The sequence below is a fragment of the Trinickia dinghuensis genome (assembly GCF_003367175.1).
GTDB classification, from domain to species: Bacteria; Pseudomonadota; Gammaproteobacteria; order Burkholderiales; family Burkholderiaceae; genus Trinickia; species Trinickia dinghuensis.
In genome coordinates this window covers 1-16,431 of record NZ_QRGA01000005.1, presented here as the reverse complement: position 1 = coordinate 16,431, position 16,431 = coordinate 1, and the positions used below count along the sequence as shown (strand labels likewise).

Here is a 16,431-nt window from a genome sequence, read left to right as displayed (position 1 = left end):
TCGTCCACTGCCCCGCGGCCGTCACCCGTCCGCCCCCTCGCTTTTCGCCTCCATCGCCTCGATCGCCTTCACGACGGCCACCATGTCCTCGCCGCCGAATCCCATTTCGCGCGTCGCGCCATACAGCCCATGGCAGACGTCGAGCAGCGGCGAAGCGATCCCCGCGGCCCGCGCCGACGCGGCGATCAGCCGATTGTTGTCGAGTACGTTCTCGATGCTCGCCTGCTCGCCGAAGTTCTCGTGCAGCAGCTTCGCGGCCTTCACGCGCGACACGTCGCTCGCCATGGGCCCGGCATCGAGGATCGCGACGAACCGGGCGAGATCCAATCCCTGCCGTCTAGCGAAGTGCGTGGCCTCGGCGAGCCCCGTCACCATCGTGATGAGAAACAAGTTGACAGCGAGCTTCATCGTCAAAGCGGCCGGCACGTCCCCGCAATATTCCGACTGCCGGCACATCGCCGCGACGAGCGGTGCAACGGCGTCGACAGCGCCCCGCTCGCCGGCCAGCATCGCCACGAGCTGGGCGGCTTCGGCCGGCTTGCGCGACCCCGATACCGGGGCCTCGACGTAGCTTCCGCCCGCCGCTCGGATCGACTGCTCGAGCCCTGCCGAGTAGCCGGGGGACGTCGTGCCCATATGAACGATCGTGCGCCCCCGCACACGTTGCCTGAAAGCCGGCTCGCCGCGTGCGAGCACCCAGTCGATCGCCTCGGCATTGGCCAGCATCAGCAGCACCGTCCCGCAACACTCGAACACCTGCGCCGCATCGGCAACAACGCGCGCTCCAGCTTGCTCGAGTACGCCCCGCTTGGCCTCCGACCGGTTCCATACGACGAGCGGGATGCCCACCTTCCTCAGATTCAGCGCCATAGGCTCGCCCATCGAGCCCAAGCCGATGAAACCCACCGGCGTGTCCCACTGCGTCATCGCATCCCCCTTTTGCGTTGTCATGATTCGGCTCGCACCGCACGAATTCCGCATCGTGTGCATCGGCCTATCCGGCGCGGCGATTCGGAAGTCCGGCTCATCGTAGGGATTTGCTATTGTTTTGAAAATCGCAATGTTCGAAACCGCCACTTCAGGAAATCGAAAATGACCCACCCTCTCAATTTCGATATGGATGCGCTGCGCACGATGGTCGCCGGCGTGGAGCTCGGCGGTTTCTCGCACGCGGCCGCGCGGCTGCATCGCTCGCCGTCGGCTGTCAGCATGCAATTGCGAAAACTCGAATCGCAGGCCGGTCAACGGCTGTTCAAACGCCGGGGCCGAGGACTGGCGCTGACCGATGCGGGCACCGTTCTGCTGCAATACGCGCGCCGCGTGCTGGCGCTCAACGACGAACTGGGCGATGCGCTCGGCGCGGTCGATACGCGCGCCGCGGTTCGCGTGGGCATCCCGCAGGACTTCGCCGACGTCATCTTGCAAGACCTACTGACGCGTTACGCCGACGCGCGGCCGCGCGTGCAAGTCGAGGTCAAGGCGGGGAGAAACGTCGAGCTTGCGGCCGATGTGGCAAACGGAAAACTCGATGCCGCGGTGGCGTTCGCGGTACCGGCCACCGGCGGGAGCACGGGCAGCGCCGAACGAATCGCCACGATCCCCGCCGTCTGGCTCGGATGCACGCCGATGCTGCGTCGCGCCGGCGCACACACGACGGTGCCGCTGGCCGTCTTCGACGGCCCTTGCCTGTTCCGCGACATGGCGATCGATGCGCTTTCGCGCGCCGGCATCGCATGGCGTCTTGCGATGACCACACCGAGCCTCGCCAGCCTGTGGTGCGGAACGCGCGCTGGGCTCGGCGTCACGGTGCGCACGGCACTCGCGGTGCCCAAGCGCGTGTCCGTCCTCGAAGGCGGCCCTGCGCTCGGTTCGGTGGACGTCGTGCTGCACCGCGCCGGCGGCTGCACCGAGAACGCCCACCTGCTCGCCGATCTACTGCACGACGCCGTGATAGCGCAGTACCGTGCACGCGACTAATCTAATGCGCGATCGCGATCTTGCCGAAATGCTGTCCGCCTTGCGCGAGATGAGCATAGGCCTGCGGCGCCTCGTCGAAGCCGAACGTCGTGTCGACGACCGGCACGACCCTGCTCGCCGCGATCGCGCGCGCCACGTCGCGCAAGTCGGCCACCGATCCCGTGTTGTTGCCTTGGACGTTCAACGCCTTCGTCATGATCGTCATGAGATCGGCGGACGCCGTCGCCCCTGTCACGAAACCAATGACGAACACCGTTCCGCCGATCGCCGCCGCGTTGACGGAACGGCCGAAAGTTTGCGTCCCCCCCGTTTCGACAACTAGATCGGCGCCCACGCCTGCCGTGATGTCGAGCACGGCCTCGTCCCACGCCGGCGTACGCCGGTAGTTGATCGTATGATCGGCGCCGAGCGCCCTCGCCCGCTCGAGCTTCTCGTCGGACGACGACGTAATGACGACCGTCGCGCCCGCCGCCTTGGCGAGCTGCAAGGCGAACACGCTGACCCCGCCCGTGCCGATCAGCGCGACGACGGAGCCGGGCCGCACGTTAGCCGCCCTCAGGCCGCGCCAAGCCGTGGTAGCCGCGATCGGCAGCGTGGCCGCCGCTTCGTCGCTCAAATGGGCAGGCGTCGGAACGAGCGCACTCGCCGGCAGCACCGCATAGTCGGCCAACGAGCCGGGAAGCACGACGCCGCGCGTGGCCGCGCTCACGTCGGCGCGGGCAGGACCGCCCACCCACAGCGGCTTCGAATGAGGGATCACGCGATCGCCGACGGCGAACTCGGATACCCCTGCCCCGACCTCGGCAACTTCGCCCGCGCCGTCCGCCACCGGAATCACCGGGAAGCGAGGCACGCGATACCGGCCGGTCGCGACTGCCAGGTCGATGAAATTGAGGCTCGCCGCACGCATCCGCACCAGCACTTCGCCCGGGCCAGGCTGAGGTTGCGGCAAGGTCACGGCGCGCAAGGCGTCGAGGGAAGGCGCGGTGAGTTCGATGGCACGCATGGCTGGGCTCCTTGAGTTTTCTCGGTTTGGATGAATGAAGATTACTCGTGCACTCAAACCGGATAAACTGACTGAAGTACATCATACTCATGCACACCATGCAGCAATGGCCTGACGGAAATCATATCGCCGAAATCGCCGCGTTTGCCGCGGTGGCGGAACAGGGCTCGTTCACGAAGGCCGCGGCCGTGCTGGGCCGCGACGCCACGGTGCTGTCGCGCCGAGTGCAATCGCTGGAGCGGCGTCTGGGCGTACGGCTGCTGACACGCACTACGCGCCACGTCGCCATGACCGAAGCCGGCGCCGGCTTTCTCGCTCGCGCCCAGGCCATCGCAGCGGCACTGGCCGATGCCGGGGAGGAAGCGGCGGCGCACGGCAAAGGCGAGCCGCGCGGGACGCTCAGGCTCGCGCTACCGGCAACGTTCGGCCGAATGTGGATCGCCCCATATCTGCCCGAATTCATGGTGGCTCACCCGCAAGTGAGAATCGACGCGTCGTATTCGAATCGCTTCATCGATCTCGTGGCCGACGGATTCGATGTGGCCGTTCGGCTCGGTGAACTCGCCGATTCGAGGCTCGTGGCGCGGCGCATCGCCTCGCGCAGGCGGCTGTTGTGCGCCGCCCCGGCCTTCCTCGATCGTCACGGCGAACCGGTACGGCCGGAAGATCTCGGGCGATTGCCTTGCCTCGCATTCACCGGCCTGGCGTCTCATCCGTACTGGACGTTCGGCAATGCGCGGGGAGAACGTGTAACCGTCCGCGCGGACGGCCCGCTGATATCGGACGATGCCGAAACACTCGTGCATGCGGCCGTGAGCGGCCTAGGCGTCATGCTGAGCACCGATTGGCTCGTCGGCCGCGAATTGGCAGCCGGGACGCTCGTGCCCGTTCTCACGCAGTGGTTGCCGCAAGACGAAGGCGCGATCTACGCGGTCGTTCCCTCGAACCGGCTGATGCCCGCGAAAACGCGCGCGTTCATCGATTGGATCGCGTCGCGATTTGCGCCGACGGCACCGTGGCGGGGGCAGTAGGCGCCAGAAAGCGCCCCGGACTCTCCGCCTTCGTCAGTCCGTCCAGGGATCGACGAGCGCAATGCCGCAATCGACGAAATCCTTGACGTTTCGCGTCGCCAGCGTCGCGCCGATGGATCGCGCTACGGCGGCGATCATGGCGTCGAACTGGCTGATCTGCTTTCCGGCAGTCCTGCGCGATACGGCAATGGAAGCGTAGATGTCCGCCGCGTCGCTATCGAAACTCAACAACCTGCCCGCGAAATCCTCTTCGAATATGGCGGCGACCGCAGTGGCCAGCGCTTGTTTGCGCGATCCGTCCGCCAATAGCCCGAGACCGTAGAAAATCTCGGCACGTGTGATGGTGGTCGTAAAAAGCGCGGCGCGCCGCTGGGCGCGAAACCACTCGATCACTCTGGGATCCGGCGCCGATCTCAGCGTTTCGGACAGGATGTTGGTATCGAGGACGATCATTCGCCGAAATCCACTCGGTCCGAAATCGTCTCGCGAGCCGGCAAATTCAGGTCGACACCGCCAAGCGGCACGATCCGGGAGCGGATGGACTCGATCAGGCTTTGCCGCCCGCCCTCTTCCGTCGACAGTGCGGCGCGCAGGATGTCCCGCGCCTCGTCCTCCATCGAACGCCCGTGATGCGCCGCCTGCACGCGCAAGCGGGATTTCAGCTGATCGTCGATGTTGCGAATCGTCATACTTGCCATGTCGATGCCCCCCGTTAATCATTGATTGCATGTTAATCAATGATTGCAGATTAGGCAACCCATGCAGCCGGCACCGACTCTCCGCGCTCGTCCTGCTGGCCGCGCAAGACGCGATCATCTTCATCTCGTGTTTCATGCTCAGGTTGCTCCTTGCCGCTCCCGGCGTCGCCATAGCTGGCGATTTTCCCGCTGGGCGGGGCCGCGTCGATAGCCATCCGAACGGCCAGCGAGCCAGCCGCAGGTCGGCGAGCTTGAGGAAGCAAAACAACGAGATGGAGACGCGCGAGTGCACGAGGAAGAGACGAACGCGGCGGGCTTCGCCGCGTTCGCCGAGTGCCGAGTGTCGAATGAACAACCGGTGGGCGGCGGTCGCGGAGGTCGAGCGCCCCCTCGAAGCTACGCGCTCATCCGCTCCGTGTCGGATATCTCATATTTGCGCATCTTCTCCCACAACACTTTGCGGCTGATACCCAGGTATTGGGCGGTTTCCTGGCGCCGCCATCCGTTCGTCGCGAGCGCGTCGAGGACGCGCGTGCGATCGGCCATGTCCCACCGGGCAATGCCGGGCGAGCGCTCGGAGAGCGCAGCCTGCGTCCTGCGTGCGTGCGCCAGCAGCACCTGTAGCCGCTGCGGATCCCAGGCGCGCATTTGTCTCACGGTCACGCCGATGCGTTCGGCGAGGTTGCGCAGCTCGCGCACGTTGCCGGGAAAGCGCATCTTCGAGATCGCGTCGATCAGCCACGGCGGCATGTCCGGCAACGTCGCAAGCAGTTCCTCGCCGAACACGGTGCCGATCACCGATCTGAAGATGCCGATTTTGTCGGCCGCCCCGCGCTCTTGGAGCGACGGTACGTGCACCTCGATGACGGCCAGTCGATAGTAAAGATCGGCCCTGAACGAACCTCCCGCCACGAGGCGGGGCAAATCCTTGTTCGTCGCCGCGAGCACGCGCAGATTCACCTTGATGGACGCGGTCGAGCCGACGCGCGTGACGGCGCCGTCCTCGAGCACGCGCAAGAGCTTCACTTGCTGATGGAGCGGGAGATCGCCGATTTCGTCGAGAAAGAGGGTGCCTTCGTCGGCTTGCTCGAAATAGCCCCGGTGCACACCGGCCGCGCCCGTGAACGCCCCCTTCGCGTGGCCGAAAAAGTGCGATTCGAACAGGCCGTCGGGAATCGCTCCGCAGTTGACGGCGACGAACGCCTCTCGGCTGCGCCGCGCATGCTTCGCGTGCAAGAGCTTGGCCACGCGTTCCTTGCCGACGCCGGTTTCGCCGTGGATCAGCACGTTGGTGTCGCAGTCGGCGAACATGTCGATTTCGTGCAGCAACGCACTCATGCAAGCGGCGTGAGCGATGAAAGGGCTCGTCGCGCGGGGATCCGGTGCGGGCGAACGCGCCTGAGCGGCCAGTTTCGCCACCATCGCACGCAACGCGGTACTGCTGAACCCGAGAGGCAGCACATGTAAATGGGTGTGCGCCGCGTGTTCGTACGACGGCTCCGACTCGCCCACCCAGATCACGGGCATCACGCTCGCGCGCTGGCATTCGTCGAGCATTGCGGCGGACCCGCCCACGGCACACATGCTGATCACGGCGACCGACACGCGCAATGCGCTCGGCACCGGCGAGTTCGTCAAGTCGTCGATCGGGATGACGTTGACGTCGACCCGATTGAAACAGCGCCGCACGCGCTCCACCAGTTCGGCGCCGCTCTCCAGAACGTAGATGTCCAACGCCCCGATTTTTTCGCTGCCTTTCATCGTTCGATCGCCCGTTGCGCGCGACTCGCCGGATCGCCCGGCGCTGCGTACCGCGCACAGAGGATGCGCCCGCCCCGATCCGGCCCGCTCGTCGAGAAACACGGTTGAAGCATGTCTACTCGTCCGCGTCGGCGCCTGCTTGCGACTGCAGTGCCTTGAAACGAGCCGTCCGATATTCGACAGGGCTCACACCGAATTGCTTCACGAAATGCTTGCGAAGGTGGTCCCCGTTGAACAGCCCGCAGTGCCGCGCGATCTTGTCCACCGGCAGCGCGGTGGTGAGGAGCAGTTTGCAGGCATGTTCGAGGCGAATCTTCGACAGATAGTCATGTGGCGTATGGCCCATCTCCGCGCGGAAGCGCCGCAAGAAATTGCGCTCGCTCATCAAGGCGTGTTCGGCCATGCTCGAGATGGGAATGCGGGAGCCGTAGTTCTGATTGAGCCATTCGACGGTTGCCTGGATCCGTTCGCTGGGCGTGGGTTTATCGAACGATGTGACGGCGTGCACACCGAGGCGAGTCTGCTCGGATTGCGCCTCGCTTGCAGGCCGTGTGCCGTTCACCTCTTCCTGCCACGCCGCATGCCGGTTCGCTTCCGGCGTCTCGCTCCGACGCGGCGCCCGCGCTTCACGCGGCTCACGCGCGGCCTGTTCGGAGGCGTCCCCGCCGCTGCTCGCTTCGAGCGAAAGCCTGATGATCTTCGCACCGCCTCCCGCGCGCGCCAGCCAAGAAACGATCTCGGGTCTCGGCTCCAATGTTCCGCTGCCCGATTCCGGCACCACGAAATATTGAAAATCCAGCGGATCCACGTCGTAAATCGCCTCGCACCAAACGGGCAGACATGCGTTCTCCCGAAGCACGAACCCGCTTCGCCCCGCGATGATCGTGATGCTGATCTTGCCGACTCGATTCGAGCCGCCCATCTCGGCGCCGAAACGCTCGCAGGTTCTCGCCAGGACGTTGGCCACGTCGCTCGAGGAACACTCGTCGCTGATCACCACGCCGATATGGCAACCTGCCTCGGTACGAGCGCCCGCGCCATCACGCGTACTGTCCGGCTGATGGCCTGCGGAGTAGTGGCCTTTCGCGGCCGCTCGCAGCCCGCCGGCGTTGTACAGATACATATCTCCCCCGTATGGGACGTGAATTTACGTTGTCCGCGGCGGGCATTGCGCCGCCGCCTCGTCACGCAGTGTGATGCTCGTGCCCGGCCGCGAATCGAATCGGGAAGCCCCGATCGTCAATGACGCCGCCATGTAAATTCGGGCCAAGTACGAGGCAAATATCCGGGTTTGCCGGGTGCGGCGCAACATCGGCGCTAAAAATGGCGCATAACCCCTAGCGCCCGCCATCGGCGGACGCGAACATTAGGTCATCGCAGCCCCGAGCAAGCTCGCCTGGATATGTCGCGGCACCCTATCGCCGAAAGTGTGGGAAAACGCATCGCAAAGCAGCGCCCATTGCCCCGCGTTCCCGCCGACGCTCGCGATCCAATCGCTTCAGCCACCCGCGCCACTGCACATGCCTCGCATTTCAAGGTCCCCGTTTTGTAGTAATTACCCGCTCCAAACAACGAATGGCCGCATACGTTTCCGCTCTCCCTACGTCCTGCCCCCGCTTTCTCCCGCCCCGGCGCTACAGGCCAATCGAATTGCGCGCTGTGTGCGCCCGGCCACTGTAGGAAAACCCCGACGAAATCGGTCCTCGCAGATGACGAATAGTTCAGCGGCGCCCGATATTTATCCAAAGTCATCTGAACAATACTGACGGTGTAGCAAGGTTCCAAGTGCAGATTACCGTTCACATTGTGTAGGACTCCTAAGTGTTTGCGTGGAACCAACCACTGGATTCGACTCCGCCCGGGCGAGTGACGGGCGCTCCGATTCCAACCGGTTTTTCCACCTTCTTGAGTTGAATAGGCCACGTCATGCGAGCTTCCCTTTACCCCTCGTCTCCCAATCCGACGCGAAGCATATCGGTAGGGATCCTAAATTTCTTCTCGGTGTTGCTCTGCGTATTCGCGATCTTCGGCGCGCCCAATGCGCATGCGCAAGCGCAAAGCACATTGCAGATCAACGGCGTCACGTACACGCTTTGCGCCTCGGAATATCAGGCGTGCTCATTCAAGGGCGCAGGGTACGTCGTATTCGGCACGACCTACGCCCCGTTGAAATACTCGCTCAACGGACCGTTCACCAACGGCGTGACGTGCAGCAACGGCATCGTGGCGCCCACCGACCCCGCTTACGGCTACCCCAAGAGCTGCTGGTATGCGACGACTTTGTCGGCGCCTTCGACGAGCTCGGTGGGATGTTCGACGCCCACGATCACGACCGGCGGCACGCCCAACGGCTTGATCACCGCCGATACGCCGAGCGCCGACGGCACGCGCATGTTTGCTCAAGGCAGCACCTTCCAGCTCGCGTTCACCACCAATGCGCCTTCGAGCGATACCGTGACCTGGTCGGTGCAGGACTATATGGGCAACATCAGAGGCAGCGGCTCGTTCCCCGTTGCCAGCGGCACGCAGACGAACACCCTCTCGTGTACCGCCAGCGCCGGCGGCTACTTCGCCGTCACCGCCACGCTGACCAACGCGGGTGGAACGCTGCCTGAAGCCGGCACGCGGCCGACGGGCATCGCGACGTTCGGCATCCTGCCCAATGTATCGTCGGTCCTGCCTGCCCCCACCTTCGCGCATACCGATCAGCATCGCTTCGGCATGCAAGGGTTCAACGGCAACAACGCCATGCTCGCCGATCTGGGCGTGACGCAAACCATCGACAATCGCCAGCTCTCGTTCATGGAGCCCAACGGCCCCAATTCCTGGACGCCCTCGCTGTCGGATCTCGGCTACCAGTACACCAACGGCAAGACGATGCGCCTCATCCGCCTCGACGGCATCCCGGCATGGGCCAGCCCGACCGGCGCGTACGAAGACGATACCTACGCTCCGACTGCCAACTACATGAGCTACTACCAGGGCTACATGGCACGCGTGGGTGCCGATACGGCCGCCATTCGCCAAGCGTACTTCCCCAATCAGCAAAGCAACTACTACCAGGTGACGTGGGAACCGCAGTGGGCCGATTCCGCGGCAAACTACGTCGCTATGTACAAAGCCGTGTACACCGGCCTGCACTCGACCGATCCGAATGCGATCGTCATGGGCTCGACCAGCCCGCACCCGTCGCTGGCTTCGAACTACGGCAATACGTTGAGCTTCTTGCAGACGTACGCTCCGCTCGGCATCGGCAACTACATCGACGGCGTCAGCACGCACGGCTACTACGGCGGCTATAACAATCCCGGCCATCCGCCCGAGCAATTCGACACCGATCCGAACCCGGCCAACGTCGCCACCGCGCTCGATCAGCAAATGCGCGCGCTGCGTGCCGAAATGCAGCAGGTCAAGCCCAACATGCGCCTGTGGAACACCGAGGTGGGCATCAGCTACGACGCCGGCTCGGCTTATGGTCCCAACTGCCCCTCGGCCAACCAGCTCTATGCGCAAGCGGCCGTCGCCGTCCGCACGCATCTGACCATCCTCGGCGAAGGCGCTCAGGTCACCTACTTCTTCTACGGCTCGGACTACCCCAGCGAAGTGGGCTTCGGCACCTTCTTCGACATCGTCGATCCGCAAGGCTCGTACGGCGCCACCACGCTGAGCCCCAAGCCCGAAGCCGTCGCGTTCGCCGCCCTCACCCGTATCGTCGACGGCACCCAGACGCTCGGATATCTGAACAATCTGCCCTCGATGGTTCATGGCTACGCCTTCCAGCAACTGGGCGGCGGCAAGGTCATCACCACGCTGTGGACCCACAACAACACGGCCTGGCCGACTTCCGGCGGCGGCTACAGCTCCACCTACAGCACGACCTACGCGCTCACCGTGGACAACCCCGGCACCAACGGCACCGTGACCGTGTTCGACCTCATGGGCAACCCCACCGCCGTGCCATACATCAACGGCGTGGTGACCCTCACCTTGACGGAATCGCCCATCTACGTGGTTTCGTCCAACGCCAACGTGATCGCGTCCAATGTGACCGTGCCCGTCGGCTACACCGGACAATAACGACAGCAACCTCAGGGCGGTAACACACGCGATGTGCCCGGCGCTTGCGCCGGGCACATCGCATTTTTCATTCCGAAGACCGCCCGCGCCCGCCGAGCTCGCATTAAGGCTCAGCCGGCACCTGGCACTTCAGTCATGCCGACATAACGCGCGCTGCATACCCGGATAGTTGTTTTCCGCCAATTTTCGCGGCGATGTTGCGTTGCATTAAGCAACGCGGCATATTTGCCCCAAGCAAAAATCGCCGACGCGGCCACGGTTCCACTGCATTTGGATTTACATCCGGGCTGGCCTCGCATTGACGCGCAAAATCTCATCGGGAGGTCGCTTGAAAGTCGCACTCATTACCGGCGTAACCGGCCAAGACGGCGCTTATTTGGCCGAATTGCTGCTCGATAAAGGCTACATGGTGCATGGCGTCAAGCGCCGCACTTCTCTTTTCAATACCGGCCGCATCGATCACCTCTATCAAGGACCGCACGAGCGGTGCCGCCGATTCGTCCTGCACCACGGCGACCTCACCGACTCGTCCAGCTTGGTGCGGATCGTCCAGCAAGTACAGCCGGACGAGATCTACAACCTGGCCGCTCAGAGCCACGTCGCCGTATCGTTCGAAGAGCCGGAATATACGGCTAATTCCGACGCGCTCGGCACGCTGCGTCTTCTCGAAGCCATTCGCATTCTCGGCCTCGAAAGAAAAACTCGCTTTTATCAAGCATCGACATCGGAATTGTATGGGCTCGTTCAACACATTCCGCAAAGCGAAACCACGCCGTTTTATCCCAGGTCGCCTTATGCGGTGGCCAAATTGTACGCATATTGGATAACCGTGAACTATCGCGAGGCTTACGGCATGTACGCCTGCAACGGTATTCTGTTCAACCATGAATCACCGATTCGCGGCGAAACGTTCGTCACGCGCAAAATCACCCGGGCCCTCGCGCGTATCAAACTCGGCGTGCAGGACTGCCTCTATCTCGGCAACCTCGACGCACGGCGCGACTGGGGACACGCGCGCGACTATGTCGAGATGCAATGGATGATGCTGCAACAGAACGAGCCCGAGGATTTCGTCATCGCAACCGGTAGCCAATACAGCGTGCGCGACTTCGTGGATGCCGCCGCTCGAGAGCTCGGCATCGCGATCGATTGGCGCGGCGTCGGGATCAACGAGAAAGGTTACGACGCGCATGGCAAGGTCATCGTGGCCGTCGATCCCCGCTATTTCCGGCCGACCGAGGTCCAAACGCTGCTGGGGGACGCGACCAAGGCTCGCCAAAAGCTGGGCTGGACGCCCAGCACGCAATTTTCCGAACTCGTGGCCGAGATGGTCCGGGAGGATTTGCGCAGCGCAGAGCGGGACGAATTGGTCAAGCATCACGGCTACACGGCTTTCGAGTTCAACGAATAACGATCCGCGAGGACAGCGATGCCCCCGTCCCCTGACAAGAATCAGCCGATCTACGTCGCAGGCCATCGCGGCATGGTTGGCTCCGCGATCGTGCGGTGCCTGCAGCGGCACGGATACCGGAATATCGTCACCGCCGACCGAGCCTCGCTCGATCTGCTCGACCCGCATGCCGTGAGGCGCTTCTTTACCGAGCGGCAACTCGCCTACGTTTTTCTGGCGGCGGCCAAGGTGGGCGGCATCCACGCAAACAACAGCTACCCTGCGCAGTTCATCTACGAGAACTTGATGATCGAGGCGAACGTGATCGAGGCGGCTCGTTCGGCCGGCGTCGAGCGCCTGCTCTTTCTCGGTTCCTCGTGCATCTATCCGCGCGACTGCGCCCAGCCGATCGTCGAAGAATATCTGCTGACGGGCCCGCTCGAGAAAACCAACCAGCCTTACGCGATCGCAAAAATTGCCGGCATCAATCTTTGCGAATCCTACAACCGGCAGTATGGAACTCGATATGTCTGCGCGATGCCCACGAATCTCTACGGGCCTCGGGACAATTACGATCTGGAAACGAGCCATGTGCTGCCCGCGCTGGTTCGCAAAGCACACGAGGCCAAGCTGAGAAGCGATCCCCACGTCGCGGTGTGGGGGTCGGGCAGCCCGCGGCGTGAATTCCTGTACGTCGACGACCTAGCCGACGCCTGCGTGTTTCTCATGGAGTCGGGCGTTGCGGAGGGGATGTTCAACATCGGCGTCGGCGAGGATGTGACGATCCGCGAGTTGGCCGAGATGATCATGCGCATCGTGGGCTATCGCGGAGAACTCGTTTTCGACGCGAGCAAGCCGGACGGAACGCCGCGCAAGCTGCTGAGCGTGGAACGCATGCAGAAATTGGGCTGGAAGCACACGACGTCCCTCGAGACCGGTATTCGGCGCGCCTACGAAAGCTTCTTATCCGAGGCCGCGAAAGCGTAGGACGCCGGGAGTATGCATAGCCGCGGGGAGTTCGATAGAACATGAAGTGCATCGATTTGAGCCTTTCCGGAAAGGGAAACTTTCAGGCGAAGCGCGGTATTCTTACCGTCTCTTTGTGGTTCGTCATTGAAACGCTGATGATCAAGAACCGCTTGATGCCGGTCTCGCGCATTCGTGTCGCATTGTTGCGTCTATTCGGAGCAAAAATCGGCGGAAATTGCCGCTGCCCCCATTCTATTCGCGTTAAGTATCCATGGAATCTCACGATAGGCGACAACGTCTGGCTCGGCGAGGACGTGTGGATATATAACCAGGCGCAGATCACGATCGGCTCGAACGTCTGTATTTCCCAAGGCGTGTTCCTTACCGCCGGCTCCCATGACGTATCCGGGAACATGGACTTGCGGGTAGCGCCCATCGTGGTGGAGGACGGCACATGGATCTCGACGAGAACCATCGTCCAAATGGGCGTGACCATTGGTCGTTCGGCCGTGGTCACCCCCAATTCGGTCGTTCATCGGTCTTTGGCCGGAGGCTTCATCCATGGCGGAAATCCTTGCCGGGTAATCAAACCTCGCTTTCCTTCCGCGCGCGATACGCAATCCTTTCACACGGAGACCGATCGCAATCCATCCATGCGGAATCTTTTTGAACCGCGAGAAGCCTTCTCGGTTGAAAGCAGCAATCAAGGCAAAGTACATTCCGACAACAAACTGTAACCGAATCCGCGCAGAATACTATTCATCCTTTTTTACCCTATTTATTCTCTCGTCGATAGTGTCGAGCGATGCGGTTTGTTTTAAAAAAATCGAATTCCGGCTTGCAAAAAATCATGAGACCACGTGAATGGTCGAGCGATCGCGCGGCCGGCTCGAATCGGAGAGCACGACATGCGCGACATTTCGGATCATAAAGACTTTGCCGGCGGCGCGAATGACGGATCGAGCGCGCGCAGTCCCTCTCGTCGCGCCGCCGCGCGGGCATCGCGCGTCGTCGTGTGTACGTTGAACTACGCCCCCGAGTTGACCGGAATCGGCAAATACTCGGGCGAACTCGTTGAATCGCTTGCGGACAGCGGCTTCGAAGTCGCTGTCGTGACGGCCCCGCCCTACTATCCGGGATGGCGTATTTTCAAAGGCTTTTCGAACCGGTACTCCATCGAGCATCCACACCCGAGAGTCAGCGTATTCAGATGTCCTCTGTATGTGCCGGCGAAGCCGGGCGGCGTGAAGCGTCTTTTGCATCATGCGAGTTTCATGTTGGCCGCGTTGCCCGCGATGGCGCGGCTCATCGCCTGGCGCCCCGACGTGGTTTGGGTCGTCGAGCCGAGCTTGATGTGCGCAATGCCCGCGCTCGCGGTCGCGCGGATGTCCCGCGCGAAATGCTGGCTGCACGTCCAGGACTACGAAGTCGACGCCGCATTCGTGCTCGGACTCATCAAATCCAAGTGGTTGAAGAAATTGGCGCTCGGCATCGAACAGGCGCTGATACGGCGCTTCGACATCGTTTCGTCGATCTCGAAAAAAATGTTGGACCTCGCGACAACCAAGGGCGTCGACAGCCGAAAGCTCGTGCTGCTGCCCAATTGGGTCACCGTGGGCGAGCACGAGGGCGACATCTCGAACAACCGGTATTGCGAAGAGCTTGGGCTTTCGCCGGAAAGCAAGGTTTGCCTGTACTCCGGAAACATGGGACAGAAACAAGGTCTCGAAATACTCGCCGATGCGGCGCGAACGCTCGCGCGGCGCAGCGACATCGTCTTCGTATTTTGCGGCGAGGGATCGGGCCGCGACGACTTCGAAGCACGATGCGCGGGATTACATAACGTGACGTTCTTGCCGTTGCAGCCGGCACATCGCTTGGCCGAACTGCTCGCCTTTGCCGACGTTCATCTGTTGCCGCAGCGAGCGGATGTCAGTGACCTCGTGATGCCGTCGAAATTGGCCGGCATGCTGGCCAGCGGGCGTCCTGTGGTGGCGACAGCGCAGGAAGGCAGCGAATTGAAATCCGTGATCGCGCAGTGCGGGCTCGCGGTCGACCCCGGCGATCCGCTCGCGTTCGCGGCTGCGATCGAGACGTTGATCGATCAACCCGCCTTGGCAATTCAATACGGCATGCAAGGGCGCCAATACGCGCTGACGAATCTCGACCGAAAACGCGTGATGGCGAATCTCGTCGATTCGCTAGCGCTTCTATGTAACGAATGAAGCTGTACCTGCCCGCGTTGCCCCCCGTCGATCGGGGGCGCAGCGGGGTGAGCAAGGCGGCTCGATGGGCCAACGGTTCGAGAGGACCCCGTATCTCCGAGGAAACGCGATGAAACCGATGGAACAGATGCAGATGAATTCGCTCGCGCAAGACGAAATCGACGTCAGGCGGTACGCCGATTTCCTGATCGAGGCGCGTTCGCTCATTTTCAAATTCGCACTCAGCGCCGTCCTGCTCGGCACCGTGTATGCGCTCGTCGCCCCACCCGTCTATCACTCGGACATGCTGTTCCAAATCGAAGAGGGCGCCGAATCGTCGAGAAGCCTGCTGGGAGACGTGTCGTCCGCATTCGACATCAAGACTGGAGCCTCGACCGAAATCGAAATCCTGCACTCGCGGCTGGTCGTGTCGAAAGCAGTCGATGCACTGCGCCTCGATATCGACGCCAAACCGCGGTACTTCCCACTGATCGGCGTACTCGCGGCGAAGTTCAATCGAACGCTGTCGGCGCCGGGGTTACTGGGGTTCGGAGGCTTTGCGTGGGGAAGCGAGCACATCGATGTCAGCACCTTCGAAGTCCCACAAAAGCTTTACGACAAGGCGCTCGATCTCCAATTCATGGGCAACGGCATCTACCGGCTGAGTTCGGCCGACGGCGAGCCTTCGTTCGAAGGCCGCGTCGGCATTTCAGAAACGTTCTCGTTTCCCGATGGCCCCGTCACCCTGAACGTCTCGTCGATCCGTGCGAAGCCGGGCGTTCGCTTCAAGCTCGTGCGTCACCCTCGGCTCGATACGATCGAGCGTTTGCAGAAAAAGCTTCAGGTTTTGGAAAAGGCCAAGGATTCGGGCGTCATTCAGGCATCGCTCGAATGCACCGATAGCGTCCTGTGCGGAAAAATCCTGCATACGATCGGCGCGGCGTATCTGGCCCAGAACGTCGATCGGAAGACGGCCGAAGCCCGGCGATCGCTGGCGTTTCTCAACGAACAGCTGCCGCAGCTGAAGGCCCAGCTCGAAGGCGCGGAACAGAAGTACACCCGTTTTCGCGATGAAAACGGAACGATCGACTTGAGCGCCGAAGGCCAATCTCTGCTGCAACAATCGAGCGCGGCCCAGACCAAGCTGCTGGAGCTGAAGGTACAACGGCAAGATCTGCTGACCCGCTTCTCGCAATCGCATCCGAGCGTCGTCGCGGTCAACGAACAGATCAGCGAGTTGAACGACTCGATCGCCGCTTTCTCGCAGCAGATGAAGCACTTTCCCGATATCGAACAGGAGGCGGTGGGGCTCTTTTTT

13 protein-coding genes and 1 pseudogene are annotated in these 16,431 nt (G+C 62.5%); 8 read left to right on the top strand and 6 right to left on the bottom strand.

Annotated features, from left to right (window positions below; genetic code table 11):
- Window positions 1-21: 21 nt before the first annotated feature.
- Window positions 22-951 carry an NAD(P)-dependent oxidoreductase gene (locus tag DWV00_RS08210; RefSeq protein WP_245964785.1) on the bottom strand — a complete coding sequence of 310 codons (930 nt, stop codon included), beginning with the start codon at window positions 949-951 and terminating at the stop codon, window positions 22-24.
- Window positions 952-1,092: 141 nt separating this feature from the next.
- Here DWV00_RS08210 and DWV00_RS08205 point away from each other — a divergent pair, with 141 nt between their 5' ends.
- The gene (locus DWV00_RS08205) at window positions 1,093-1,977 is read left to right on the top strand and encodes a LysR family transcriptional regulator (RefSeq protein ID WP_115533086.1); all 885 of its coding nucleotides are present in this window, start codon (window positions 1,093-1,095) and stop codon (window positions 1,975-1,977) included.
- A 1-nt stretch (window position 1,978) separates the two neighbouring features.
- Here the strand turns inward: DWV00_RS08205 and DWV00_RS08200 are convergent, their stop codons facing one another.
- Window positions 1,979-2,983, bottom strand: a complete 1,005-nt coding sequence (locus tag DWV00_RS08200; RefSeq protein WP_115533085.1) for a zinc-dependent alcohol dehydrogenase family protein — start codon at window positions 2,981-2,983, stop codon at window positions 1,979-1,981.
- An 89-nt stretch (window positions 2,984-3,072) separates the two neighbouring features.
- Here DWV00_RS08200 and DWV00_RS08195 point away from each other — a divergent pair, with 89 nt between their 5' ends.
- Complete coding sequence (locus DWV00_RS08195) at window positions 3,073-4,014, top strand: LysR family transcriptional regulator (protein WP_220274671.1); 942 nt, start codon at window positions 3,073-3,075, stop codon at window positions 4,012-4,014.
- Between the two features lie 33 nt (window positions 4,015-4,047).
- Here DWV00_RS08195 and DWV00_RS08190 read toward each other — a convergent pair whose 3' ends face one another.
- The 4 genes from DWV00_RS08190 to DWV00_RS08175 form a co-directional block, all read right to left on the bottom strand.
- A complete protein-coding gene (locus DWV00_RS08190; protein ID WP_115533084.1) occupies window positions 4,048-4,467 on the bottom strand; it encodes a type II toxin-antitoxin system VapC family toxin in 420 nt (139 codons plus the stop codon).
- Window positions 4,464-4,712: a FitA-like ribbon-helix-helix domain-containing protein gene (locus DWV00_RS08185; protein ID WP_115533083.1), complete on the bottom strand. Its 249-nt coding sequence runs from the start codon at window positions 4,710-4,712 to the stop codon at window positions 4,464-4,466. The genes DWV00_RS08190 and DWV00_RS08185 overlap by 4 nt, the downstream gene beginning before the upstream one ends.
- Window positions 4,713-5,108: 396 nt before the next feature.
- On the bottom strand, window positions 5,109-6,473 hold the full coding sequence (locus DWV00_RS08180; RefSeq protein WP_115533082.1) for a sigma 54-interacting transcriptional regulator: 1,365 nt from the start codon (window positions 6,471-6,473) through the stop codon (window positions 5,109-5,111).
- A gap of 115 nt (window positions 6,474-6,588) precedes the next feature.
- A complete protein-coding gene (locus DWV00_RS08175; RefSeq protein WP_115533081.1) occupies window positions 6,589-7,596 on the bottom strand; it encodes a helix-turn-helix domain-containing protein in 1,008 nt (335 codons plus the stop codon).
- An 803-nt stretch (window positions 7,597-8,399) separates the two neighbouring features.
- Between DWV00_RS08175 and DWV00_RS08170 the strand changes: the two genes are divergently transcribed.
- From DWV00_RS08170 to DWV00_RS08145, 6 genes and pseudogenes are all read left to right on the top strand, one after another.
- Complete coding sequence (locus DWV00_RS08170; RefSeq protein WP_245964784.1) at window positions 8,400-10,550, top strand: hypothetical protein; 2,151 nt, start codon at window positions 8,400-8,402, stop codon at window positions 10,548-10,550.
- A gap of 328 nt (window positions 10,551-10,878) precedes the next feature.
- The gene (gmd, locus tag DWV00_RS08165) at window positions 10,879-11,961 is read left to right on the top strand and encodes a GDP-mannose 4,6-dehydratase (protein ID WP_115533080.1); all 1,083 of its coding nucleotides are present in this window, start codon (window positions 10,879-10,881) and stop codon (window positions 11,959-11,961) included.
- An 18-nt stretch (window positions 11,962-11,979) separates the two neighbouring features.
- Window positions 11,980-12,927 carry a GDP-L-fucose synthase family protein gene (locus DWV00_RS08160; RefSeq protein WP_115533079.1) on the top strand — a complete coding sequence of 316 codons (948 nt, stop codon included), beginning with the start codon at window positions 11,980-11,982 and terminating at the stop codon, window positions 12,925-12,927.
- 41 nt (window positions 12,928-12,968) lie between these two features.
- A pseudogene (locus tag DWV00_RS08155) lies at window positions 12,969-13,508 on the top strand (DapH/DapD/GlmU-related protein); the annotation flags it as partial.
- A 309-nt stretch (window positions 13,509-13,817) separates the two neighbouring features.
- Window positions 13,818-15,134, top strand: a complete 1,317-nt coding sequence (locus DWV00_RS08150) for a glycosyltransferase WbuB (protein WP_115533077.1) — start codon at window positions 13,818-13,820, stop codon at window positions 15,132-15,134.
- A 109-nt stretch (window positions 15,135-15,243) separates the two neighbouring features.
- On the top strand, window positions 15,244-16,431 hold a 1,188-nt coding region (locus DWV00_RS08145; RefSeq protein ID WP_245964783.1), incomplete at its 3' end, for a Wzz/FepE/Etk N-terminal domain-containing protein.

Coding starts and splice junctions, on each gene's coding strand:
- DWV00_RS08210 (WP_245964785.1), bottom strand. CDS start 951: ATGACAACGCAAAAGGGGGATGCGATGACGCAGTGGGACACGCCGGTG.
- DWV00_RS08205 (WP_115533086.1), top strand. CDS start 1,093: ATGACCCACCCTCTCAATTTCGATATGGATGCGCTGCGCACGATGGTC.
- DWV00_RS08200 (WP_115533085.1), bottom strand. CDS start 2,983: ATGCGTGCCATCGAACTCACCGCGCCTTCCCTCGACGCCTTGCGCGCC.
- DWV00_RS08195 (WP_220274671.1), top strand. CDS start 3,073: ATGCACACCATGCAGCAATGGCCTGACGGAAATCATATCGCCGAAATC.
- DWV00_RS08190 (WP_115533084.1), bottom strand. CDS start 4,467: ATGATCGTCCTCGATACCAACATCCTGTCCGAAACGCTGAGATCGGCG.
- DWV00_RS08185 (WP_115533083.1), bottom strand. CDS start 4,712: ATGGCAAGTATGACGATTCGCAACATCGACGATCAGCTGAAATCCCGC.
- DWV00_RS08180 (WP_115533082.1), bottom strand. CDS start 6,473: ATGAAAGGCAGCGAAAAAATCGGGGCGTTGGACATCTACGTTCTGGAG.
- DWV00_RS08175 (WP_115533081.1), bottom strand. CDS start 7,596: ATGTATCTGTACAACGCCGGCGGGCTGCGAGCGGCCGCGAAAGGCCAC.
- DWV00_RS08170 (WP_245964784.1), top strand. CDS start 8,400: ATGCGAGCTTCCCTTTACCCCTCGTCTCCCAATCCGACGCGAAGCATA.
- DWV00_RS08160 (WP_115533079.1), top strand. CDS start 11,980: ATGCCCCCGTCCCCTGACAAGAATCAGCCGATCTACGTCGCAGGCCAT.
- DWV00_RS08150 (WP_115533077.1), top strand. CDS start 13,818: ATGCGCGACATTTCGGATCATAAAGACTTTGCCGGCGGCGCGAATGAC.